Source organism: Streptomyces sp. PsTaAH-124 (assembly GCF_000373685.1).
Lineage (GTDB): Bacteria > Actinomycetota > Actinomycetes > Streptomycetales > Streptomycetaceae > Streptomyces > Streptomyces andamanensis.
Genome location: NZ_KB892164.1, coordinates 71,127 through 93,709 on the forward strand (window position 1 = coordinate 71,127; position 22,583 = coordinate 93,709).

General features: G+C 73.8%; 21 protein-coding genes. 3 read left to right on the forward strand and 18 right to left on the reverse strand.

Annotation, left to right across the window (positions count from 1 at the left end; translation table 11 throughout):
- Positions 1-13: 13 nt before the first annotated feature.
- From nrfD to B086_RS0111245, 14 genes are all read right to left on the reverse strand, one after another.
- Positions 14-964, reverse strand: a complete 951-nt coding sequence (gene nrfD / locus B086_RS0111180; protein ID WP_018566494.1) for an NrfD/PsrC family molybdoenzyme membrane anchor subunit — start codon at positions 962-964, stop codon at positions 14-16.
- A 155-nt stretch (positions 965-1,119) separates the two neighbouring features.
- A complete protein-coding gene (locus tag B086_RS0111185) occupies positions 1,120-2,115 on the reverse strand; it encodes a 4Fe-4S dicluster domain-containing protein (RefSeq protein WP_018566495.1) in 996 nt (331 codons plus the stop codon).
- A gap of 108 nt (positions 2,116-2,223) precedes the next feature.
- On the reverse strand, positions 2,224-2,664 hold the full coding sequence (locus B086_RS0111190) for a hypothetical protein (RefSeq protein ID WP_018566496.1): 441 nt from the start codon (positions 2,662-2,664) through the stop codon (positions 2,224-2,226).
- Between the two features lie 23 nt (positions 2,665-2,687).
- Complete coding sequence (locus B086_RS0111195; protein WP_018566497.1) at positions 2,688-3,890, reverse strand: carboxylate-amine ligase; 1,203 nt, start codon at positions 3,888-3,890, stop codon at positions 2,688-2,690.
- Positions 3,891-3,927: 37 nt separating this feature from the next.
- Positions 3,928-4,380 (reverse strand): hypothetical protein, encoded by a 453-nt coding sequence (locus B086_RS0111200; protein ID WP_018566498.1) that lies wholly within the window; start codon positions 4,378-4,380, stop codon positions 3,928-3,930.
- A 209-nt stretch (positions 4,381-4,589) separates the two neighbouring features.
- Complete coding sequence (locus tag B086_RS0111205; protein WP_018566499.1) at positions 4,590-4,913, reverse strand: hypothetical protein; 324 nt, start codon at positions 4,911-4,913, stop codon at positions 4,590-4,592.
- Positions 4,914-5,192: 279 nt separating this feature from the next.
- Positions 5,193-5,390 (reverse strand): hypothetical protein, encoded by a 198-nt coding sequence (locus B086_RS0111210; protein ID WP_018566500.1) that lies wholly within the window; start codon positions 5,388-5,390, stop codon positions 5,193-5,195.
- A gap of 166 nt (positions 5,391-5,556) precedes the next feature.
- Positions 5,557-6,795 (reverse strand): cytochrome P450, encoded by a 1,239-nt coding sequence (locus B086_RS0111215; RefSeq protein ID WP_018566501.1) that lies wholly within the window; start codon positions 6,793-6,795, stop codon positions 5,557-5,559.
- Between the two features lie 50 nt (positions 6,796-6,845).
- Entirely contained in the window at positions 6,846-8,240 is a 1,395-nt protein-coding gene (locus B086_RS0111220; protein ID WP_018566502.1) for an NAD(P)/FAD-dependent oxidoreductase, read from the reverse strand.
- The gene (locus B086_RS0111225; protein ID WP_026252309.1) at positions 8,230-8,475 is read right to left on the reverse strand and encodes a ferredoxin; all 246 of its coding nucleotides are present in this window, start codon (positions 8,473-8,475) and stop codon (positions 8,230-8,232) included. Before B086_RS0111225 ends, B086_RS0111220 begins: the two co-directional genes overlap by 11 nt.
- Positions 8,476-8,626: 151 nt before the next feature.
- Positions 8,627-9,313: a hypothetical protein gene (locus B086_RS0111230; protein WP_018566504.1), complete on the reverse strand. Its 687-nt coding sequence runs from the start codon at positions 9,311-9,313 to the stop codon at positions 8,627-8,629.
- The gene (locus tag B086_RS0111235; protein WP_026252310.1) at positions 9,310-10,974 is read right to left on the reverse strand and encodes a multicopper oxidase family protein; all 1,665 of its coding nucleotides are present in this window, start codon (positions 10,972-10,974) and stop codon (positions 9,310-9,312) included. Before B086_RS0111235 ends, B086_RS0111230 begins: the two co-directional genes overlap by 4 nt.
- Positions 10,975-11,647: 673 nt before the next feature.
- A complete protein-coding gene (locus B086_RS0111240; protein ID WP_018566506.1) occupies positions 11,648-12,481 on the reverse strand; it encodes an ABC transporter ATP-binding protein in 834 nt (277 codons plus the stop codon).
- A 104-nt stretch (positions 12,482-12,585) separates the two neighbouring features.
- Positions 12,586-13,326 (reverse strand): L,D-transpeptidase family protein, encoded by a 741-nt coding sequence (locus tag B086_RS0111245; protein WP_199790741.1) that lies wholly within the window; start codon positions 13,324-13,326, stop codon positions 12,586-12,588.
- 155 nt (positions 13,327-13,481) lie between these two features.
- On the opposite strand from B086_RS0111245, the gene B086_RS39755 reads away from it, so the two are divergent.
- The 3 genes from B086_RS39755 (at position 13,482) to B086_RS0111260 (ending at position 17,221) form a co-directional block, all read left to right on the forward strand.
- Positions 13,482-13,694, forward strand: coding sequence for a hypothetical protein (locus tag B086_RS39755; RefSeq protein WP_234029296.1), 213 nt, complete (start codon positions 13,482-13,484; stop codon positions 13,692-13,694).
- A 181-nt stretch (positions 13,695-13,875) separates the two neighbouring features.
- Complete coding sequence (locus tag B086_RS0111255) at positions 13,876-14,445, forward strand: TetR/AcrR family transcriptional regulator (RefSeq protein WP_018566509.1); 570 nt, start codon at positions 13,876-13,878, stop codon at positions 14,443-14,445.
- An 85-nt stretch (positions 14,446-14,530) separates the two neighbouring features.
- Positions 14,531-17,221, forward strand: coding sequence for a SpoIIE family protein phosphatase (locus tag B086_RS0111260; RefSeq protein WP_078510069.1), 2,691 nt, complete (start codon positions 14,531-14,533; stop codon positions 17,219-17,221).
- On the opposite strand, the gene B086_RS0111265 is transcribed toward B086_RS0111260, so the two are convergent.
- From B086_RS0111265 to B086_RS0111280, 4 genes are all read right to left on the reverse strand, one after another.
- Positions 17,209-18,603, reverse strand: coding sequence for a condensation domain-containing protein (locus B086_RS0111265; protein WP_026252313.1), 1,395 nt, complete (start codon positions 18,601-18,603; stop codon positions 17,209-17,211). The genes B086_RS0111260 and B086_RS0111265 overlap by 13 nt on opposite strands.
- Positions 18,604-18,715: 112 nt before the next feature.
- Positions 18,716-19,579 carry a hypothetical protein gene (locus tag B086_RS0111270; RefSeq protein WP_234029297.1) on the reverse strand — a complete coding sequence of 288 codons (864 nt, stop codon included), beginning with the start codon at positions 19,577-19,579 and terminating at the stop codon, positions 18,716-18,718.
- Positions 19,580-19,683: 104 nt separating this feature from the next.
- Positions 19,684-20,922, reverse strand: a complete 1,239-nt coding sequence (locus B086_RS0111275) for an MFS transporter (protein ID WP_018566513.1) — start codon at positions 20,920-20,922, stop codon at positions 19,684-19,686.
- 165 nt (positions 20,923-21,087) lie between these two features.
- Entirely contained in the window at positions 21,088-22,542 is a 1,455-nt protein-coding gene (locus B086_RS0111280; RefSeq protein WP_018566514.1) for an aldehyde dehydrogenase family protein, read from the reverse strand.
- Positions 22,543-22,583 lie beyond the last annotated feature (41 nt).

Below are 22,583 nucleotides of genomic sequence, written 5' to 3' on the forward strand. Positions count from 1 at the left end.
TGCCGCCGGTGGGTCAGCCCGCGCGGGCCCGCAGCCGCTCGCGCTGCGGTACGACGGTGTACCGGGGATCCCCGGCCGACGCCACGCCCGCGTGGAACACCCCGAAGCGCAGCGCGGCCGATCCGGTCAGCAGAGCCGCCCCCGCGACCACCGCCGCACCGCGACCACGACCGCACCCCGGCCACCGGCCGCGCCCCCGCCGCCCGCGCGCACCCGCACCGGTGCCCGCGTACGCCGCCAGCACGGCGCCGCCCGCGGTCAGCAGCTCGGCGGCCCGCAGCAGCCGGTGCGCCCGGCCCCGCTCGAAGACCTCCGCCACCAGCCCCATCCGGCGTGTCATCAGCCGGAAGGCACCCAGCTCCAGCGCGGCGCCCAGCACGGCCGCCCGGCGCGCCGGTCCGGTCTCCCCGAGGGGCGCGCAGACCAGGGCGAGACCGGCCGCCGCACTCGCCCCGGAACCCGCGAAGACGAACGGCAGCGTGCGGTACCCCTCGTGCCAGGCCGGCACCGCCGTGTCCGACAGCAGGACCGCGGTGTACGTGACGACGGCCGGGCCCAGCACGGCCGCCCCGGCGGTGGCGCCCGCGCCGAGGAGCCGCAGGCGGCCGGTGACGTCGGCGGCGACGGCGGCCAGGGCCAGCGGCGCGTACCCGGCCAGCAGCCAGGAACCGGTGTTCATCGGCGAGGTCGGCTTGACCACGCGCAGCATGTTGAGGAACCGGGCGGGCCGGCCGAGGTCGTGCACCAGCGCGCCCAGGGAGAGCGTGATGGCACCCGCCGCGCCCGCCTTCGCCACCCGCGCCAGTGCGGGCCGCCCGGTGGCGTGCCCGCCCGCCGCCAGCAGGGACGATCCGCCGGCCAGCCCGCCGAGGCAGAGGTATCCGGCGATGTCGACCGGCTTCCACGTGGGGGCCTTCAGGACCGGCTCGCCGTAGTACGAGGTGAACGCGGCCTCGGGGACCATCGACCGCTCCCCGCGCCCACGCCGCCGCCCGCCGCCGCGGCGTCCGCCCGCCGCTCTCCCGGAAGGGGCGGGCCCGAGCGCGTCGCGTCCGGGGCGCGCGCCCTCCACGCCCTCCCCGGTGACGTCCGACCGCCGCTCGGGCCGGTCTCGCCCGTTCACCGCGGCCTCCGGGCGAAGGCGGCGGCGCCCAGCAGGGCGAGCGAGGCGGCGGCCGTCGCCGCGTGCCTCCACATCGCGGTCAGGTCCCGGGTGGTGACCACCGGGTCGGGCGGCAGACCGTAGACCTCGGGCTCGTCGAGCAGCAGGAAGAACGCCCCGTCGCCGCCGACCCCGTCCTCGGGGTCCTCGCCGTAGAGCCGGGCCTCGGTGACACCGGCCGTGTGCAGCCGCGCCACCCGGGCGGCGGCCCGCTCGCGCAGCTCCTCCAGCGGGCCGAACTGGATGGAGTCGGTGGGGCACGCCTTGGCGCACGCCGGTTCCATCCCGGCGCCGAGCCGGTCGTAGCACAGGGTGCACTTCCAGACCCGGCCGTCCTCCTCGCGCTGGTCGATCACCCCGTACGGGCAGGCGGGAACGCAGTAGCCGCAGCCGTTGCACACGTCCTGCTGGACCACGACCGTGCCGAACTCGGTGCGGAACAGCGCCCCGGTGGGGCACACGTCGAGACAGGCCGCGTGGGTGCAGTGCTTGCACACGTCGGAGGACATGAGCCAGCGCAGTTCGGTGCGCCCCTCGGGGGCGGGCGGCGCGGCGGGGGAGCGCGCGGGGTCGTCGAGCGCGCGGGCGGCCTCGAAGGCGTCGAAACCGCCGTGGCCGCCGCCCTGCCCGGCGGCACCGTGACCGGCGGGGCGCTGCTGCTCGACGAAGGCCACGTGCCGCCAGGTGTCCGCGCCCAGGCCCCGCGTGTTGTCGTAGGACATGCCGGTCAGTTCCAGGCCGTCCTCGGGGACCGAGTTCCACTCCTTGCACGCCACCTCGCACGCCTTGCAGCCGATGCAGACGGAGGTGTCGGTGAAGAAGCCCACGCGCGGCGGGGCGTCCGGATAGCCCGCCGCCCGCGCCACGTCCGGCTGCGGGCCGTAGAGCTGGTTGGCGTGGTGCGCGGACAGCTGGTCCGCGTGGTGCGCGGTCGTCTGTGGCCTCTGCGGCATCTGTGGCCTCCTCGCTCGGCACACACCCGGTGCTCGCGGACGGGCGCGCGACGGGTGCCCGGGGACCGTACGGCCGAAACCGCTGCCCCTCCGCGGACGGCCGGACGGTCAGGCTCCGGGTGGCGGATCCGGCGGCAGGTGCGCGTTGTGCCAGGCGATGGCGCGCCGGATCTCCGGTGCGTGCAGGCCGGTGCGGCAGCCGAGCCGTTCCATGGTGAGCACCGGAGTGCCGCCGCTCAGCGCACGCTCGATCTTCGCGGCCCACAGCTCCTCCTGCACGAAGGGCCGGTGCCGGTAGCGTTCACGGACGACGGCCAGGTGCGCCTCGCTGCACGCGGTGACGAGGCGCAGCCCGTCGAACCAGTCGTCGGTGGGATGGACGGCCGAGGAGTCGGGCACCCGTTCCCGCACCGCCTCGCACGCGGGGAAGGTGAGCCCGCACAGATCGCACAGCTCCGGTGCGACGGGCCCGGCGTGCCGCGCCCGCCACCTGCCCCTGCCGCCCCTCGTGCCCCTCGCGTCCCCCGTGCACTTCCTGCGCTTCCACATGGCGGCTCCCGCACACGGCTCGGTCAGGACAAGGGGTTGCCCGCCCGGCCGGTGCCGAAACCGCCGGCCGCCTCGACCGGTGCGGAACGCGCCGCACCGGATCCGGCCGCCGCGTCCGCCGGCCGCGCGGCGGCCGTGGGCGCGCCCGCCGCCGTCTCGGCGGCCAGGGCGGCGACGGCCGCGGCCGGACCCCGGCGTTCGTACACGCCCCGCAGCCGCCGCGCCGCGCTGCCGTCGGCCAGGGCGAGCTCCAGCAGCTCCCGTACGGCGTCCCAGTCGCCGTAGACCTCCAGCACCGGCCGGAGCCGGGCCAGCAGGGTGTGCAGGACGGTGCGGGCGGGGGCGGGGCGCAGGGTGACGGGATCGGTGAGCGGCCCTTCGAGACCCGAGCGCGCCGCCTGCCAGGCGGCGGCCCGCAGCCACTCGTGCCGGCCGTCGCAGCCGGGGTGCTCGCGCCGGGCGAGCCGGGCGCAGGCGTCGTGGACGAGGGCCCGGAACAGACCGGCCACCAGCACCACCGTCGTCACGCGCGGGCAGGCGTCGCAGATCCTCAGCTCCAGCGTGCGCTGGTGCGCGGAGGGACGGACGTCGTAGTAGACCATCCCGGGGTCACTGATGACGCCCGAGCGGATGAGGTCCGCCAGCAGGGCGTCGTAGGAGGCGGCGCCGGAGTGGCAGCCCGCCGGGCCCGCGGTCGGCCAGCGCTGCCACAGCATCGTCCGCCAACTCGCGTACCCGGTGTCCGCGCCCAGCCAGTACGGGGAACTGGCGGAGAGCGCCAGCAGCGGGGCGAGCCACGGCCCGACCAGGCACATGGCACGTACGGCGGTGTCCCGGTCGGGCACGTCGACATGCACCTGCGCACTACAGATCAACTGCTCGTCGGCGAGCCGCCGGTACTGGTCGGCCATGCGCAGATAGCGCGGGTCGGCGGTGACGTCGCCCCGGGCCGGGGCGGCCAGCGGGACGGTGCCGGCGGCCACCGCGGTCAGCCCGAGGGCGGATGCCGCGGCGGCCAGCCGCCGCCGGGACGCGGTGAGGTCGGCCAACAGCCCTTCGAGGGTGGCGTGCACCCCGCTGTTGCTCTCCACGACGGACCGCTGGAGCTCCGGCGCGTACCCGGGCCCGCCCAGCCGTTCGAGCACGGCGCCCGCCCGGGGCACCAGGCGGCCCGTCTCCGCGTCGACGAGGTGGAACTCCTCCTCGGCACCGATGCGCAGCGTCACTGTGCCTCCGCTTTCTCCGCCTTGCTCGCCCCGCCGGTCAGCGCATGGCGTGGTGGGCCGCCGCGGTCGTCAGGCCGTACACCAGGTGCGGGACGATGTCGGACACCCAGGACGCCAGGTCCCAGGAGCCCGGATCGGTCAGCCGGAGCGCGGTCGCGGGCGCGTTGGCGCCCGCCATGACGGCGGCGCCCAGCAGCGGCCCCGCCACCAGCACCGGCAGTGGCCGCCGCCGGGGCCGCAGCAGGCCGTAGACCACGCCCGCGCCGATCCCGGTCGCGTACCCCATGAGCGCCCCCGCGGCCTGGCTGCGGTTCTCGCGCTCCTCTCCCTGCCCCAGCGGCACCCCGGCGCGGCCGGCCAGCCGCCCCGCGACCTGCGCCGGGACGGTGCTGGCCGCGCGTCCGCGCAGCAGCATGTCGCCGTAGGAGACCAGATCGAGGGCGAGCGTGCCCGCGGTACCCGCCAGCAGGCCCTTGGTGATCGAGTGCATCCCGGCTGCTCCCTTGCTCGGCAGACACCCCGGGTTCCCCCGTGGGCGCGGCGAAACAGTGTCGGACCTGCGAGAAAAGCCCTGGGCGCGACGCGACCGGCGGCCGGAGGAGCGCCCGCTTGATGCGCGCGCCCGCCACCGGACCGCCGGTCGGGGACGACCGGGTCCCGGAACCCCGCTCACTCCGGAGGGGACCCCGGGCCCTCCGCTCAGTTCCAGAGGGGATAGGTCACCGTGCGCTCGTACCCGGCCGGCCGCGCGCCGGGGAAGACGAGGGTGAGCTGCGTGAAGTGCTGGACCCGTGGGTGCTTCTTCCAGGGCTCCGCGCGGTCGAACCGTACGACCACGGGGTACGAGTGGAAGGTGCCCGCCGCGCAGTACGGCTTGCAGTCGTTGACGACGTTGACTCCCCGGGCGACCGCGGAACGGCCGTTCCACCGCGTCCAGTGCAGCGAGGACAGGCGGCTGTTGCCGTCACCGCAGGCCAGGATGAACGCCGCGGGCCGCGTCCGCGGCTTCCACAGGCAGTCCACGAAGACGGGCTGCCGGTGCCATGTGTGTCCGGCCGCTGTCGGTGTTGCCGGTGCCGCGGAGGCCGCGGAGACCGTTCCCAGAGCCGCGCTGAGCACTACGGCTGCACCGAGTGTGACTGCTGTCCGCACTGTGTGTCCGCCCATGTTCCGCTCCCGGCGACGACGTCAGAACCTTCCAATGACGCTACGACGGGGTGGGGGGACGCACCACTCGGACGGAGCAGCACCACCACTCTCACGGGGGACGGACATCACCCGGACGGAGGAGGCGGCGGCCGCTCAGTCCGGTGCGTGCCGGGGCCCGGTCGCGCCGCAGGGCGGGCCGCCGTCCGGGACGGACTGACAGGTGCCGCACAGTTCGTGCCGGCCGTCATGGGTGACGACGGTCCCCCAGCCCAGGCAGTGCTCGCAGTCGCGAGCGGGGCCCAGGTCGGGACGGGGCGGCGGGGTGGGGCTGTGGTGGGCTCCGTACGCCATGCGGGGGCGGCTCCTCGGGATCGCGGTGAGTCGCGGTGCGTTGCGATGACAACGTTGACTATTTTGTCTGATTTTTTCGAGTTGTCCAGAAGTTTCCTCCGACACCGGTCGACACGGGTTGATTCCGGTCGCCGTCGGGAGTCCGTCGTCCATCGCCCGGCACCGATCAGGGCAGTACGCCGTCGATCGCGATGTTCAGATGCCGCGGGCCGCGCAGCACCGCGTTCTGCCGGTACGGCGGCGGGTCCTCGACGAGCCGGGGGTTGTCCAGGCGCCGGGCCAGCGCGGTGAGCGCGATCTGTGTCTCCAGCCGGGCCAGCGGGGCGCCGAAGCAGACATGGATGCCGCTGCCGAACCCGAGGTGCTGGATGTCGCCGCGGTCCGGGTCGAACCGGTCGGGATCGGTGAAGCGCTCCGGGTCCCGGTTGCCCGCGCCCAGGACCAGCCAGATCCGCGAACCCTTGGGGATGGTCACCCCGCGCAGCTCGATGTCGGCGATACAGGTGCGCGAGGGCACCAGCTGGACCGGCGGCTCGTAGCGCAGCAGTTCCTCGACGATGCCGGCCGACAGCCCGGGGTCCTCGCGCAGCCGCCGCAGATGCTCCGGGTACCGCAGCAGCGTCAGCATGCCGTTGGTGATCAGGTTGACCGTCGTCTCGTGGCCCGCGATCAGCAGCAGCACGGCCGTGCTGAGCACCTCCATCGTGGACATGGCGCCGTCCGGGCCATGACCGGACATCAGGTCGGACAGCATGTCGTCGCGGGGCTCCTTGGCGCGCTGCTCCGCCAGACCGGCCAGGTACATGCCGAGCTGGACACGCGCCTCCTGCGCGGCGCGCTGGACCGGGGCCCCGGGGTCGTTGCGCGAGTCCGGGTCCAGACCGGCGACGATCGGGTCGACCCAGGCGCGGAAGCGCGGTTCGTCCTCGCGCGGCACCCCGAGGAGGCGGCAGACGACGGTCACCGGGAAGGGGTAGGCGAACTGGTCGACGAGGTCGATCTCCCGCTCGTCGCCCAGCTCGTCGAGGAGTTCGGCGACGATCCGGCCGAGCTCCCCGCGCATGTCGTCGATCCGGTGCGGCCGGTGCGGCGGCCCGAACGAGCTGTTGGCGATCCGGCGCAGCCGGTCGTGCTCGGGCGGGTCGAGCCGGATGAAGCTCGGCGGCAGCCCCGTGGCCTCCGGCTCCGACAGCTCGTCGGCGCCCGGGGCGGTGAGGTTGCCGGCGTCCGAGCTGATCCGGGGGTCGTGCAGCAGTCCCAGGATGTCGTAGTAGGAGCTGACGACGTACGGACCGCCCTCCTCCTCGTGCAGCACCGGTGTCCTGCGCAGTTCCGCATAGAGGGGGTAGGGGTCGGCACGGCTGGAGTAGTCGGTGATCCGGCGCAGCAGCGACGGTTGCGTCATGGGGGGTCCTCGGGTGGGGAGGGAGGGGCGGGGCTCGGGCCGTGCGGTGGTCAGTGGCGGGCCGGGGTGAACACCAGGCGCCGGTCGGTGGGGGAGTAGCCGCTGAGTGTCACCGTCGGGCCGTGCGTCGGCAGGGACGGGTCGGGGAAGTCGGCCGGCATCGCCTTGCGGCCCTCGGGGCGGCGGTCCATCGTCGGGTACTCCACCGGGAACGGGGCGCCCGTCTCGATCTGCCGCTCGTAGAACTCCAGCCAGCGCGTGTTGTCGAAGCTCACGGCGGCGATGACGCGGCCCTGGTAGCCGTAGACGCCGACGAAGCGCCGCTCGGTGAGCGAGCCCTGCGTGATCATGATCTGCTCGCCCATGGACGGCACGCCCACGGACTTGATGTTCACGCCGAACTGCGACGACCAGAAGGCGGGCACCCACATGTGCGGGATCCGGTCCGAACTGGCGCTGATCATGTTGTGCGCGGCCACCTCCGCCTGGGCGACGGCGTTGCCCCAGTGCTCCAGCGACAGGAACTGGTAGCTGAACAGCGGATGCGGGGAGCGGGCCACGTCCCCGGCCACGTACACGTCGTCGGTGACGATGCCCCGGAAGTCGAAGGCCCGGCAGCCCGCGTCGCAGGCGATGCCGCGCGGCCCGGCGCCGAGCCCGGAGCCGGTCAGCCACTCGGTGTTGCGGGTCGCGCCCAGGCAGACCACCACGAGGTCCGTCTCGACGACGCTGCCGTCGGACAGGTGCGCGGCCCGCACCCGGCCGACCGGGCTGCCCTCCAGACCGGTGACCATGACGCCGGTGCGCAGATCCACCCCGTGGTCGTGGTGGAGTTCCGCGGCGACCGCGCCGACCACCCCGCCCAGGGCGCCCACCAGCGGCGCGTCCGCCCGCTCGGCCACGGTGACGGGAATGTCCTGGTCCCGGCAGGCGGAGGCGATCTCCGAACCGGTGAACCCGGCGCCGATCACGAACACCCGGCGCGGACCGGCCTTCAGCCGCCGGTGCAGCCGGACGGCGTCGTCCCGGGTGCGGAGCACGAAGACCCCGTCGAGCTGGGCCTCCTCCTCCTTGGGCCAGGGCCGGGCGCGCACCCCGGTCGCGATCAGCAGCCGGTCGTAGGGCACCTCGTCGCCGTCGGCGAGCCGCACCCGCTGGGCGGCCAGGTCGAGCCCGGTCGCGGCCGTGCCCAGCCGCCAGACGGCGTCGACGTCGCGGCGCCCGGGGAGGTCGGTGCGGTCCGGCGCCGCCCTGCCCAGCAGGACCGCCTTGGACAGCGGCGGCCGGTCGTACGGCTGGTACGGTTCGTCGCCGATCATGGTCAGCGAGCCGCGGAAGCCCTCGGCGCGCAGGGTCTCGGCGGCCCGCAGACCGGCCAGCGAGGCACCCACGACGACGATGCGGCCCTCGCGGCGCAGCCACTCGTGGAACTGCTCAGCGGGCATCGGGCGCCCCCTGTCCCGCCGCGGCCGCCGGCTCGGCCGGACCGTCGAGACCGTCGGCGGTGATCGCCTGCACCGGGCAGGCGGCGACCGCGCGGGCCACCTTCTCCCGCTGTTCGTCGTCGGCCCAGGGGCTGTAGACGAGCGACTCCTCGCCGTGCATCGTGAACACGTCCGGTGCGAGGAATGCGCACTGAGCGTAGCCCTGGCATCTGTTGAGATCGACGACAAGCCTCATCGGTGACCCGCCCTTCCGGCGGCCAGGTCCTCGGGGACCACCCGTTCGGCGGGCGCCCTCGGACGGCGGTCATCTCCCCTCGGACAGCATCGCGGGCCCGGCGGCCGGTCCGCGCGCCGGAACCGTCCGTCGGAGTGACGGGCCGCCGCGCTCAGTCCGCCGTCGCGGCGGCCGGCCCGGCGCGCCCGGCCACCGCGAGGATGTACGCGCTCAGCACCAGCGCCCAGGCCGGGAAGACCAGCTCGGCCCAGGGCACGGTCGAGGAGGCGAACAGCAGGGTCAGCGCGGCGAGCAGCCCGAGCACGGTCAGCCAGCGGGGCAGGATCCGCAGCCGGTGTCCCATCACGGACAGCGAGCAGGTGAAGACCGCCGCCATCCGCATCGCGTACCCGGTCATCAGCTCGTGGGCCAGCCGGCGGCCGAACTCCCAGGTGGCGGGGGAGGCCACCGCGCCGGAGGACGGGTGCGCGGCCGCCACGACGGCGCTCGCGGCCGCCGCAGCCCCGAACATGGTGGCCACGAAGACCAGCCCGCTGCCCAGGAAGACGGTCGCCAGGAACTTGTCCTCGGCCGCCCCCACATGGGTGCGCACGACACCGGTGAACCACAGGAAGAGGATCCCGGCCAGCGGCACCAGGGCGAGGGCCGCCCGGACCGCGTCCCGCCGCGCGGGATCGGTGCGGACCGGCGCCGTCGCCGCGTCCGCGCCCTCCGGGATCCCCAGCCGGATCAGCACGATCGCCGCCGCGAGCAGCAGCGCGAACAGCACCCCGGCCAGCCCGGCCGCGCGCGGGGTGCGCAGCGCCCGCCGGGCCGGTGTGCCCGCACCGGTCGTCACCTGCGGTAGCCGAGGATCGTCATCATGCCGGACTCGGAGTGGTACTGGTTGTGGCAGTGCAGCATCCACAGGCCCGGGTTGTCGGCGTAGAAGTCGGCGACCAGCTTGCGGTGCGGCAGCACGATCGCCGTGTCCTTGCGGGTGCCGATGTCGTTGAGGCCGGTCAGCGCGAAGGTGTGGCCGTGCAGATGGAGCGGGTGCCACATGTCGGTGGCGTTGATCAGGGTGAGCCGGACCCGTTCGTCCTGGCGGACGGCGTGGCGGTGCTCGGTGGAGTAGGGCTGGTGGTCGAAGGCCCAGTTGTAGTCCTTCATGTTGCCGGTCAGCCGGATGCGGATCTCCCGGTCCGGCTTCTCGTCGCTCAGGGCCACCGACTCGTGCGGCTTGAGACTGTGGGCCGGGAGCAGGCGGCCGTCCAGCTCGTCCGGGTGGACGGTGGGCGCGGGCAGGCCCTTGCCCTGGTCGGTGCGGAGCACGGCCAGCGCCTTCGCCCGGTCGCCCTTGCCCTCGGCCAGCGCGACCAGCGGGAAGGTGCCGTCCTTGACGGTGACGAGCACGTCGTAGCGCTCGGCCATGCCGATGAGCAGCGCGTCGGTGTCGCGGTGCTCGACCGGGTAGCCGTCGGTGTGCGTGACCGTCATCCGGTGGCCGCCGAGTGCCACCCGGAAGGCGGTGTCGGCGCCCGCGTTGATGAGCCGCAGCCGCACCCGGTCCCCGGGCTTGGCCCGGAACACCTGCGCGGACTGCGGCAGCCGCCCGTTGATCAGGTAGTACGGGAAGTCCACATTGCCGCCCATGCCGTCCAGGAGACGGCTGTGGGACTGCCGCAGGATGCGGGACGGGCCGCCCGCCGCCCTGCGCAGCGGCGCGCTCCGGCCGCCGGACGGACGCGGACTGCCGGAACCTTCCTGCTGATGGTCGCCGCCCATCTCCATGCTCATCGCCGGATGCTTGCCGCCGTGCAGCTGCGCCAGCACGCCGTCCGGGGTGGAGCCCTCCACCCCGTCCACCCAGTCGTCCAGGACGACGACCCACTCCTTGTCGTAGGACAGCGGTTCCTTGGGGTCGTCCACGATCAGCGGCGCGTACAGCCCCCGGTCGGGCTGCATGCCCTCGTGGGAGTGGAGCAGGTACGTGCCCGGGTAGGACACCGCGAAGCGGTAGCGGAACTCCTCGCCGGGCTTGATCCCGGGCTGTGTGAGGCCGGGCACACCGTCCATGTCGCAGCGCAGCCGGACCCCGTGCGAGTGCAGCGTCGTCGCGACGGGCAGCCGGTTGGCGAGCGTGAGGTCCAGGATGTCGCCCTGTGTCACCCGGATCTCCCGGCCGGGCAGCCCGTCGCTGTACGCCCACGTCCGGAACGAGCGTCCGCCCACGTCGCACGTGGCCTCGGCGGCGGTGAGGCGGAAGGTGCGCACCGGTCCCGTGCCGCGCTTGCGCTCGGCGGCCAGCACCTCGGGGTCGGACGGGTTCACGTACCCCTTGGGGCCTTTGGGGACGAAGGGGCGGTGGCCGCCGTCCGCGGTGCCGGAGCCCTGGGCGGTTCCCGGGTGCGGACCCGTCTCCGAGGAGGAGCCGGACCCCGAGCAGGCTCCCAGGAGACCCGAGCCGGCAGCCATGATCGAGGCACTGAGCAAGGTGCGCCGCGTAGGTGTGTGCATGAATGAATAACACACGTTTTATGGCGATATGTGGGAGAACTGGGGCGGCGCGTCCGCTGATCTCGACGGTCATTTTCCGTGCCGCGGCCTCCGCCTCGGGGGGTGGTCACCCGGTCGGCCGAAAGGGGCGCGCGGCAGTGCGCGCAGCAGCCGGTCCCGCACCCGGCGGCACGGAGAGCGCCGGTCCGGCGACCGTCCGGCACCGGCCGGACCGCGTACGTCAACCTGCCGTCCCCCTGGGCAAGTTGGCCGGAACCGGCCCCTCGCCGGTCCCATGCGGCGCCGCCCGGTACGACGGAGCGGCGGCGGGAACCGGGTCCGAGGTCCTGCCGCCGCCGCTGTCACGTCAGTTGACGCGTGCCGCCGCCCTGCGCGTGTTGTTGTACAGGCGCAGCAGATGCTTCGCCACGGGGCAGGGCGCGGCGTCGGCGCGGCACTGGCGGCACGTCTCCAGATGGTTGCGGTAGTCAGAATGCGCTTGCGGCAGAGCATCGCCCTGGGGCGGCATGAGGATCCTCGCACGGGGGGTTCGGACGGCGAACGGCGCTCAACTCGGCTGTACGGAGCGCCTGGAGCCAAAGTTGATCACGTTACTGCCGGTAGGGGAAAGCGGCATCAGGCCACGCTGCGCCACGCCGAACCCCATGATCGGCCGGACCCGGACGGGAGGTCCCTAGCCGCTCTGCCGCCCGGAGTACGCCCACCAGCGGCCCTCGTGCCGGTTCACCGCGATCGGCCGGCCGAAGCAGGACGTCAGCCGGTCGCCGGTGAGCACTTCCGCCACCGGCCCGCTGGTCAGGATGCGGCCCTCGCGCAGCAGCAGCGCGTGGCTGACGGCGGGGGACAGCTCCTCCAGATGATGGGTGACCGTCACGGTCGCGAGCCGCGGACGCCCCTCGGCCAGCCGGTGCATGGCCTCCACCAGGTCCTCCCGGGAGGGCAGGTCGAGGGCGTTGAACGGCTCGTCCAGGAGCAGCAGCGCGGGCTCCGCCATCAGCGCCCTGGCGATCAGGATCCGGGCCCGCTGCCCGCCCGAGCAGACACCGTACGGCCGGTCGGCCAGCTCCTTGATCTCCAGCTCGGCCAGGAGCGCGCGGGCGCGCTCGCGCACCTCGTCGTCGTAGGACCGCCACAGCGGCTGCACCGTGCCGGTGTGGCCGGTGAGCACCACCGTGTGGGCGTCGAGGTCCTGCGGTACGCGCTGCGCGGAGGTGACGTGTCCGATCCGGGCCCGCAGCTCCCGCACGTCGACCCGGCCGAGCCGGGCGCCGAGCACCTCGACGCTGCCGGAGGTGGGGTGCATGAGCGCGCCGAGCAGCCGCAGCAGCGTGGTCTTGCCCGCGCCGTTGGCGCCCAGCAGCGCCCAGTGCTCGCCGGGCCGGACCGTCCAGTCGACGCCGTCGAGGATCACCTGGTCGGTGGTGAAGCGGCGTACGCCCACCTCGCGGAGCGCCACGACGGCCTCCGGTCCGTGCGGCGCTGTGCGTTCGGTTGTCTCCTCGGTCATCCCAGGGCTCCCCTTCGGTGCGTGCGGTCCCCGTCCGTCGGCACGACAGACAGTAGATGCATCCGGCACCTTGTCGCCGGTCCGTCCGGTGCGTGGACGCCGTCTCAGGCGGCGAGATCCCGGGCGTCGCCCATGACCACGACCGGGTGCAGGCGCGGATCGAGGGTGCGCAGCAGGTAGCGCATGGCGTCCTCGGACTGGCTCACGCAGGCGGAGGTGCCGCTGCCGTGGTCCATGTGCAGCCAGATGCTGCCGCCCTTGTGCTGTCCCTCGGGCCGGGTGGGGTCCTCCGGCGAGGTGCCCCGCACCCGGTTGTAGTCGATGGCGATGACGTAGTCGAAGTCGTGCCAGGAGTTCTTGTTCCAGGAGTGCGGCGCCTGGAAGGAGGCGGACCGCGTGTACGGCAGCCGGGCCCCCGGATCGGCCAGCACCCCGCCCGCGTCGCTCAGTGTGAAGACGCCCACGGGGGTGCGCTGGTCGCCCTCGTGGTGGTCGGCCGTCCAGCCGTTGCGGCCGTTGTGCGCGGGCCAGGAGCGCTCCTGCCGCCAGCCGGAGCCCTGCCGGGTGAAGAGCCGCACCGTCGCGTCGGGGGAGTTCGGCCCGGCGCCGTAGACGGCGACGACCTGGCGGGTGGCGGCCGGGACCTGCCGCCAGAGCCGCTCGCCGATGCCGGGCACCCGGGCGGGTGCCGTGCCGTGCGGAGCGGCGGCCGTCCCGCCCGCGCCGCTGTTCCCGACGCCCTTCGCTCTCGGGTGGCCCGAGCCGCCGCAGCCGGTCAGGGACATCGCCAGGGCTCCGCAGACCACCGTCGCGGCAGCCGTCCGTATCGCACCGCTCTTCCGCATGGCGCCCATGATGGCACCGCGCCCGCCCGCACCGGCCCGCGGGCCCCCCACCCGGCGTGTCACCCGAATGGCCCTCCGTGACTGCGTGCCTACGGCTGATCGGGTGTCTCCTGGAGTCAGAGAGGCGTCCATCAAGGGAGCCGATCATGTATGAGATGTGTGCAGGAGCCGAGGAACCGGGCGGCGCGCCGGTGTGGCATGTCATGGCCAAGAACACGGTGACCACGCTCTGCGGGCGGCGGCTCGGCCGGCGCGTCGACGGGGCGAACGCGCAGCGGGCCGGTCACTGTTCCTCGTGCATGGCCCTGTTCGGGAAGCTGATGACCGCTCCGCCGGCCGTCGGTTCTCCCGCCGGCACGGACCACTAGCGGTCCGGGTCCGCGGCAGGAGGGCCCCGTCCGCCCGGGACACCACTCGGGCGGACGGGGCCCTTCCGGCGGCCGTGGAGCAGCACCTCGGGCACCGGGACGCCGTGACGTCCCATGACGGCCATTTGCCTAACATCTTTAGGCACGGGCACAATCCCTTCAGGGAACGGAAGGGAACGCTGTGCCACGCGCGGGACTCACCACCGACCGCCTGGTCCGGGCCGGGGCGGAACTGGCCGACGAGGTCGGCTTCGAGCAGGTGACCGTCTCGGCGGTCGCCAGACGCTTCGACGTCAAGGTCGCGAGCCTGTACTCGCACCTGAAGAGCTCCCAGGATCTCAAGACCCGCATCGCCCTGCTCGCCCTGGAGGAACTGGCCGACCGGGCCGCCGAGGCGCTGGCCGGGCGGGCGGGCAAGGAGGCGCTGGCCGCCTACGCCGACGTCCTGCGCCGGTACGCCCGGGAGCACCCCGGCCGCTACACGGCAGCCCGGCTCCCGCTCGACGCGGAGACGGCCGCCGCGAGCGCGGGCGTGCGGCACGCCCAGATGACGCGGGCCATCCTGCGCGGCTACGACCTGGCGGAACCGCAGGAGACCCACGCGGTCCGGCTGCTCGGCAGCGTGTTCCACGGCTATGTGAGCCTGGAACTGGCCGGCGGTTTCAGCCACAGTGCGCCCGACTCCGGCCAGACCTGGTCCTGGATCCTGGACCGGCTGGACGCGCTGCTGCGCGACCCCGCCACCCACTGAAACCACCGTCTCAAGGAGCGGTACCGGCCGACGAACATCCGCCCAACCCGTGACGACTCGGGCGTGTCGGTGCTACAAAGGCCGCATGGCAGACCGTTTTGCCCGTCTTCGACGGATACCGGGGCGGTCGCTGGCGGGAAAGAGTCCGCGAAGCGTTGCCGGACAGGTGTTCGTTCTCCAGGTGGCCCTCGTGGTACTGCTGGTGATCGGCGCCGTCCTCGCTCTCCTCCTCCAGTCGCAGCGGGACACCAGCGCCGAGGCCAGACGCCGCTCCGTCGCCGTCGCCCAGACCTTCGCCCACGCCCCCGGTGTCGTCGCCGCGCTGCGCGGGCCCACCCCCTCGGCCGTGCTCCAGCCGCTGGCGGAGGCGGGCCGCCGGACCGCGGGCGTCGACTTCATCGTCGTCATGGACACCCACGGCATCCGCTACACCCACCCCCTGCCCGACCGCATCGGCCGGCGCTTCGTCGGCACCATCGGCCCGTCACTGGCCGGTCAGGTCCGCACGGAGAGCGTGCACGGGCCGCTCGGGCAGGAGGTCCAGGCCATCGTCCCCGTCGAGGACACCGGCGGCCATGTGGTCGGCCTGGTCTCCGCCGGGCTGAAGGTCAAGAACGTCACCGGGCAGGTCTACCACCAGATCCCGATCATCCTCACCGCCGGAGCCGTCGCCCTGGGCCTGGCCACCGCCGTGACCGCCCTGGTCGGCAGGCGGCTGCGCCGCCAGACCCACAGCCTCGGCCCGGACGAGATGACCCGCATGTACGACCACCACGACGCGGTCCTGCACTCCGTGCGCGAAGGCGTGCTCATCGTCGGCGGCGACGGCCGGCTGCTGCTGGCCAACGACGAGGCCCGGCGGCTCCTGGACCTCCCGCCGGACGCCGAGGGCCGGCCGGTGGCCAAGCTCCCGAAACTGGAGCCCGAGACCGCGGCGCTGCTCGCGTCCGGCCGGGAGGCCACCGACGAGGTCCATCTCGCCGGCGGGCTGCTGCTCGCCGTCAACCAGCGCCCCACCGACCGCGCCGGAGGTCCCGCAGGCACCGTCGTCACCCTGCGTGACTCCACCGAACTCCAGGCGCTGTCCGGCCGCGCCGAGGTCGCCCGGGAACGGCTCAACCTCCTCTACGACGCCGGGCTCGGCATCGGCACCACCCTCGACATCGCCCGCACCGCCGACGAACTCGCCCAGGTCACCGTGGACCGCTTCGCCGACTTCGTCACCGTCGACCTCGACGACGCCGTCCTGTGCGGCGAGGAGCCGGAGCCCGCCTCCGCCGGGATGCGCCGCGTCGCCGTGCGCGGCGTACGGGACGACCACCCTCTCTACGAGAGGGGCCGGCTGATCGACTTCGTGCCCTCCACCCCGCAGGCCCGCGGCTACGGCACCGGAGTGTCCGAACGGCTGCCCGACCTGGCATCGGCGGCCGGCTGGCAGGCACAGGACCCCGAGCGCGCCGGGCGGATCGTCGACTACGGCATCAACTCGCTGATCACCGCACCGATCCGGGCCCGCGGCGCGGTGCTGGGCGTGGCCAACTTCTGGCGCTCCAAGGAGCACGGCCCCTTCGAGGAGGAGGAACTGTCGCTGGCCGAGGAACTGGTGGCCCGCGCCGCCGTCAGCATCGACAACGCCCGCCGCTTCACCCGCGAGCACGCCCTCGCCGTCACCCTCCAGCGCAGCCTGCTGCCGCGGGCCCTGCCCGAGCACGGCGCCGTCGAGGCCGGCTACCGCTACCTGCCCGCCCAGTCCGGCGTCAGCGGCGACTGGTTCGACGTGATCCCGCTGCCCGGCGGCCGGGTGGCCCTCGTCGTCGGGGACGTGGTCGGCCACGGCCTGCACGCAGCCGCCACCATGGGCCGGCTGCGCACCGCGGTGCACAACTTCTCCACCCTCGACCTGCCCCCCGACGAACTGCTGAGCCACCTGGACGACCTGGTCGGCCGCATCGACCAGGACGAGGACTGCCCCGAGACCGCGGCCAACGTCGTCGGCGCCACCTGCCTGTACGCGATCTACGACCCCGTCTCCCGCCGCTGCGCCATGGCCCGCGCCGGACACCTCGCCCCCGCGCTGGTGCGCCCGGACGGCACCGTCACCTTCCCCGACCTGCCCTCCGGACCGCCGCTCGGCCTCGGCGGCATGCCCTTCCGCACCGCCGAACTGGAACTGGAGGAGGGCACCCAGCTCGTCCTGTACACCGACGGCCTCATCGAGGACCGCCGCCGCGACCTGGACGAGGGGATGGAACTGCTGCGCCGGGCGCTGGCCGGACACCCCGAGCGGGACCCGGAGGAACACTGCCGGGCCGTGCTCGGCGCCCTGCTGCCCGCCCGGCCGCGCGACGACGTCGCCCTGCTCGTGGCCCGCACCCGCGCACTGCCGCCGGAGCGGATCGCCGACTGGGACGTGCCGCCCGACCCGGCCGCCGTCGCCGGTATCCGGGTCGCCGCCGGCGCGCAGCTCGACGCATGGGGCCTGGCCGAACTGGGCTTCGTCCTGGAACTGGTCCTCAGCGAACTGGTCACCAACGCCATCCGCTACGGATCGGCACCGATCCACGTCCGGCTGATCCACGACCGCACCCTGATCTGCGAGGTCTCCGACGGCACCAGCGCGTCCCCGCATCTGCGCTACGCGGCGACCACCGAGGAGGGCGGCCGGGGCCTGTTCCTGGTGGCGCGCACGACCGAGCGCTGGGGCACCCGGTACACCCCCGAGGGCAAGGTGATCTGGGCGGAGCTGGCGCTGCCCGAGCCCCCTCAGGAGACCTGAGGACGGCCCACCGAGACGATCACCTCCCGCAGTTGCTCCACGTACAGCCGCATGTTCTTGTACGCGATGTCGGTGTCCGGATAGCGGCTCGCGAACTGGAGCCCCTCGTGCAGCCGGTTGATCCACGCGCACACCTGGTCGCCGTAGGAGACCCTGATCAGGCCGTACGCCTTCAGCCCCGCCCAGTCACCGGAGCCGGGGATGTCCCGGGCGTCGACGAACGAGACGATCGAGTACAGGTCCGGGGAGGTCGGCCGGAAGTCGGTCCCCAGCAGCCGCAGCACCCGCGCCAGCGGCATCCTGGACAGGGGCCTGGCGGCGCGCAGCCGGTCGCTCACCATCCGCAGCAGAGCCGGGAAGTCGGCCGCCCGCGCGGTCTCGACCTCGATCGGCGCGCCGCCCACGTACCAGCCCACCGAGTCCCGCCACTGCGACTTGTGCCGGGTGTGGAAGGGGACCACCGTGCGGTAGACCGGCTCCCCGCCGATCTCATGGACGATCAGGGCGGTGGCCGCCAGGATGCCGACCAGACTGCCGCCGTAGGGCCGGCAGTACGCCTCGAAGGCGGCCGCGTCACCGGCGTCCACGAGCATCTCGTTCATCAGCTTCTGGCGGGGCAGCGCACCGCCCGGCTCCAGACCGAGGTCCAGGGGGAAGTTCGGCAGCCGGCCGCCGCAGCGGCCGATGAAGTCCCGCCAGCGCCCGACGACGGCGTCGGTGCGGTCGATCCCGTCCGCGTCGGCCCGCTCGGTGCGGCAGAAGTCGACATAGCTGCTGACCGGCCGGGGCTGCGGCCGGCTCCCCCCGGCACCGGCACGGTACAGCTCATGGATCTCCGCCGGGAGCCGCTGCACCGAGTAGGAGTCCACGTTGCTGTGGTCGAACGCCATGTACACACTGGCGCCGTCCTCCCGGACGACCGCAGTGAACAGGAAGTTCGGCCAGCGCAGCGCGTCCGCGGTGTGGTCGAAACGGTCCTGCAGATGCTGGACCAGCACGCCCGGGTCGTCGAAGTCACCGATCGTCTCGCGGCGCAGTGCCACGTCGGCGGCGTCGAGCGTGAAGCGGCGCATGTCGTCGCCGGTCCAGCGGAAGCCGCTGCGCAGCGTCTCGTGCCGGAGCATCCAGCCGCGCAGGGCCTCCCCGAGCGCGTCGAGATCGACTCGGCCGGGGACGTCGAACGCGGTGCCCAGCCAGGTCGGCACGAACAGCCCGCTCTCGCGGACGGTCCTGGCTGTCCTGATGTGCGACTCCTGGATGTACGCCGGCGGTCGGGCATCGTCCGGGAGATCCGAGGCGGTCCGGACGGCCGCCGGGTCGAGTGTCCACTCGACCAGCCGTCCGGGCCGGACCTCGCAGCGCTGGATGTCGGTCATACGCAAGAGAAGCCTCCGTCGCAGAGGGGGTACCAGGGAAGCAACTGCGTACGGGCACGGGGGGTTGCGGGTCGCCGGGCGGCGTTCGAACGGCGGGGTCACCCGTTCCGGGGGCGCGTCAGCGGGCGGGCAGGGTGTCGTAGGTCCGGAACGTGTAGATCGCGTCGTAGCTCATCAGGTTGCCGGTCGGTGCCGGGAGGCCGAGCCGGCGGCCGAGTATGCGGGTCAGGGGACCGCAGTGCCCGGGGGCCGGGGCGGCGAACGTGTCGTCGTACGCGGAGAACCGGATCACGGGCGGGTTGGTGGACAGCCACTCCGAGGGGCTCGGCCGCTTCAGGGCGAAGTCGACCGGCGCGTCGGCCCCGATCACGCAACTGCGGGGCAGCAACGGGCTCACCAGCCGGAAGCGGAGGCTGAACCGGCCCGTGTAGAAGTCGGACCGGCCGCCGTACTCGGGCTGGAGCGACAGGCCCGTCAGCGGTGCCGGCCCGGCTTGCGCGGTGCCGGTCAGTCCGCCCGGGACGGGGGTGGCCGCGCTGTGCATCGCCCCCCACACCTGGCCCGGTGTCCCGTCGGGCAGCGGTCCCTCGGCATGGGTCATGGTGATCGGCGCGAGCGTCACCGCGAGGCCGCCCATCGACAACCGCGGTGCGGCGGCGTGCACTTCGCAGCGCCAGGCGGCCGGGTCGACACCGGCCGGGAGGGCGGGGCAGTCGCGGAAGTCCGTCGGCACGGCCACGGAGACGGTGACGGAGCCGGGGCGGCCGGAACTTGAGGGAGCGGTAACGGACGGACCGGAGCCGGAGGAGGGAGCGGAGACGGACGAGAAGGACGGAGCGCCCGGCTGTGCGGCACTCGCGGGCAGCGCGCCCGCGAGGCCCACCAGGGCGACCGCACCGGCCAGGGCCCCGGCGGCGAGAGCACGGGGACGGAAACGGGAGCGGGGACGGGAGTGAGGGCTGCGCGCAGTGGTCTTCGGCATGCCGCCAGCCTGCCGAACCGCACCGGGCGGTCACTATCCGTGACAACCCCGGCGCCACCCTGACCGGACCCTGACGCCGTGTCAGGGTCCGGCCCCGAGATCCCTCACCCGGCCTTCGCCGCGGCGCGCGGCAGGGTCAGCACCGCGGCGCAGCCGAGGACGGCGACCATCGCGAAGAAGTAGAAGCCCCACGGGTGGCCTATCCCGGCGGTGACCAGGGCGCCGGTGACCGACGGACCCACGATCGAACCGATCCGGCCGATCCCGGACGCCGAACCGAGGGCGGTGCCGCGCACGGCCGCCGGGTAGAAGTCGGTCACGTAGGCGTAGACCAGCACCTGGGCCGAGAAGACGAACACACCGGTGAGGAGGACGACCAGGTCGAGCAGCAGATCGTTGTGCATCCTGACGCTCAGACAGGCCAGCATCAGCACCGAGACCGCGAACCAGACGACCGTGGTGCCCTTGATGCCCCGGCGGTCGGCGACCCACCCGCCCACGAGCAGACCGACGACACCGCCGACATTGAGCACCAGGAGCTGGGTGACGGCCGTGGGCACCGGGTAGCCGGCGTCGTTCATCAGCTTGGGCAGCCAGGTGTTGAGGCCGTAGACCAGCAGCAGCCCCATGAACGAGGCCACCCAGACCCCGATGCCCGCGCGCAGGTACGCCGGCTTGAGCAGTTCGGTGAACGGCACCCGCGCGACGCCGTCGCCGGCCGTCTCCCGGGTGCGGACGAACGCCTCCGACTCCGGCAGCCGGAACCACTGGACGGCCGCGATGACGAGACCGGCGGCGCCGAGCACATAGAAGAGGATCTTCCAGTCGTCGGTCACCTGGAGGGCCAGCAGCGAGGTGATCACCGCACCGGTGTGGTAGCCGGTCATGGTCAGGGTGCTGGCCCGTGCCCGCCGGTGCGCGGGCATGTGCTCGGCCATCATCGTCAGCGACACCGGCATGCAGGCGCCCAGTCCCAGCCCGGCCACCAGCCGCAGCAGGGCGAACATCGTCACCGAGCCGGCCAGCGGCACCAGCAGCGTGAAGACGGAGAACAGCAGCACCGAGGCGATGAGCAGCAGCCGCCGCCCCAGCCGGTCGGCCAGCGGTCCCACGCACACCGCGCCGATGGCCACACCGACGAGCGAGAGGGTCGCGATCGTGGTCGCGTCCCCGGCGGTCATGCCGAGATGGTGGGTCTTGAGCAGGGTCGGGATGATGGCACCGAGGACGACGAGGTCGTAGCCCTCCAGCATGACGGTGATCCAGCACAGGACCACGGTCCAGACGTTGCGTCCGGAGGCGGTGGTCCGGGCCGGGGCGTGGGACGGGACGGTGGATGTCATCGGACATACCCCCTGGGGAGCGGGTGCGGGCGGAGCGGGGACGGAGCGGAGGATCGCGCAAGGGAACGGGCTGCCGGTGGTCGGGGACGGAGCGGCGGGCGGCCGTCCGCGGACGGACGGCGGGCCGCTCAGAACGGGTGGTCGGCTCGGAACAGGTGGTCGGGGTCAGAACGGGTAGTCGGCGATGTCCGGGCGGATCGTGACCCACTGGGTCTCGGTGAACGCCTCGGCGTTGGCCCTCGCGCCGCCGAAGCGGGAGCCGGTGCCGGACGCCTTGACCCCGCCGAAGGGCGCGTTCGGCTCGTCGCCGACCGTCTGCTCGTTGATGTGGACCTTGCCCGACTCGATCCGGTCGGCGAGCTTCATCGCCGTACCGACGTCGCCGAGGATGCCGACCGACAGGCCGTACTCGCAGTCGTCGACGATCCGCGCGGCCTCCTCCAGCGTGGCGAAGCCGACGACCGGCGCGACCGGGCCGAAGATCTCCTCCCGCCAGGCCGGCATGTCCGTGGTGACGCCGGACAGCACGGTCGCGCGGTAGCAGGCGCCGTCGGTCTCGCCGCCCGCCGCGAGCGTGGCGCCCGCCGCGACCGACTCGGTGACGATGCGGTGCACCCGCTCCAGCTGGCCGCGGTCGATGAGCGGACCGAGCGCCACGTCCGCGCGGGCCGGGTCGCCCACCGGCAGCGCGGCGGCCTTCGCGGCGAGCGCGGCCGTGTACTCCTCCAGCAGCGACTCGTGGACGAGGTGCCGGCCGGTCGTCATGCAGATCTGCCCCTGGTGCAGATAGGAGCCGAAGGCACCCGCCGAAGCCGCCTTGCCCACGTCCGCGCCGGGCAGCACCACCAGGGCGTTGTTCCCGCCCAGTTCCAGATGGGCCCGCTTGAGCAGACGGCCCGCCTGCTCGCCGATGGCCCGGCCGACCGGAGTGGACCCGGTGAACGAGATCACCCGCACCTGCGGGGCCTCGACGACGGCCCGGCCGACCTCGCCGTCCCCCGGCAGCAGGTGCAGCACGCCCGGGGGAAGCCCCGCCTCCTCGAAGAGCCGTGCGAGGACGACCCCGCCGCTGACCGCGGTCCGCGGATCCGGCTTGAGCAGCACCGCGTTGCCCAGGGCGAGCGCGGGCGCCACCGAGCGCAGCGCGAGCAGCAGCGGGAAGTTGAAGGGCGCGATGACGCTCACGACCCCGGCCGGGCGGCGCCGGGCCAGGGACCAGCGGGCCTCCTCGGAGGTGAGCACCTCGCCCTGCGGATGCGTGGGCAGGCCCGCGCACTCGAAGAACTCGCCGACCGCGAGCCCCACCTCGAAGGCCGCCTTGGCGCGCACCGACCCGGCCTCGCGCACCAGCCACTCCTCGGCCTCGGCGGCGTGTGCGGTGAGCAGCTCGCCCGCCCGGCGCAGGACGGCCGCCCGGCGGGCCGGCGGCAGGTCCGCCCACCCGCGCTGCGCCTCGGCCGCCCGTGCGGCGGCGCGCGCCGCGTCCTCGGCCGTGGCGAGGCCCACGGTGCCCAGCCGGTCGCCGGTGGCCGGTTCGGTGACCGGCCGCTTCGCGCCGGCGTCCGTCCAGCCGTCGCCGAAGAGCTTTCCGGCCCAGACGTCGCTGTCCAGGAGTGTCATCGAAGGTTCCCTCTCGTTTCCGTGGGTGGCCGCGCAGGAGG

Bases quoted from the DNA above. Each gene is read 5' to 3' on its own strand.
- nrfD (WP_018566494.1), bottom strand. From the start codon at position 964: ATGGTCCCCGAGGCCGCGTTCACCTCGTACTACGGCGAGCCGGTCCTG.
- B086_RS0111185 (WP_018566495.1), bottom strand. From the start codon at position 2,115: ATGCCGCAGAGGCCACAGACGACCGCGCACCACGCGGACCAGCTGTCC.
- B086_RS0111190 (WP_018566496.1), bottom strand. From the start codon at position 2,664: ATGTGGAAGCGCAGGAAGTGCACGGGGGACGCGAGGGGCACGAGGGGC.
- B086_RS0111200 (WP_018566498.1), bottom strand. From the start codon at position 4,380: ATGCACTCGATCACCAAGGGCCTGCTGGCGGGTACCGCGGGCACGCTC.
- B086_RS0111210 (WP_018566500.1), bottom strand. From the start codon at position 5,390: ATGGCGTACGGAGCCCACCACAGCCCCACCCCGCCGCCCCGTCCCGAC.
- B086_RS0111215 (WP_018566501.1), bottom strand. From the start codon at position 6,795: ATGACGCAACCGTCGCTGCTGCGCCGGATCACCGACTACTCCAGCCGT.
- B086_RS0111220 (WP_018566502.1), bottom strand. From the start codon at position 8,240: ATGCCCGCTGAGCAGTTCCACGAGTGGCTGCGCCGCGAGGGCCGCATC.
- B086_RS0111225 (WP_026252309.1), bottom strand. From the start codon at position 8,475: ATGAGGCTTGTCGTCGATCTCAACAGATGCCAGGGCTACGCTCAGTGC.
- B086_RS0111235 (WP_026252310.1), bottom strand. From the start codon at position 10,974: ATGCACACACCTACGCGGCGCACCTTGCTCAGTGCCTCGATCATGGCT.
- B086_RS0111240 (WP_018566506.1), bottom strand. From the start codon at position 12,481: ATGACCGAGGAGACAACCGAACGCACAGCGCCGCACGGACCGGAGGCC.
- B086_RS0111245 (WP_199790741.1), bottom strand. From the start codon at position 13,326: ATGCGGAAGAGCGGTGCGATACGGACGGCTGCCGCGACGGTGGTCTGC.
- B086_RS39755 (WP_234029296.1), top strand. From the start codon at position 13,482: ATGTGTGCAGGAGCCGAGGAACCGGGCGGCGCGCCGGTGTGGCATGTC.
- B086_RS0111260 (WP_078510069.1), top strand. From the start codon at position 14,531: ATGGCAGACCGTTTTGCCCGTCTTCGACGGATACCGGGGCGGTCGCTG.
- B086_RS0111270 (WP_234029297.1), bottom strand. From the start codon at position 19,579: ATGCCGAAGACCACTGCGCGCAGCCCTCACTCCCGTCCCCGCTCCCGT.
- B086_RS0111275 (WP_018566513.1), bottom strand. From the start codon at position 20,922: ATGACATCCACCGTCCCGTCCCACGCCCCGGCCCGGACCACCGCCTCC.
- B086_RS0111280 (WP_018566514.1), bottom strand. From the start codon at position 22,542: ATGACACTCCTGGACAGCGACGTCTGGGCCGGAAAGCTCTTCGGCGAC.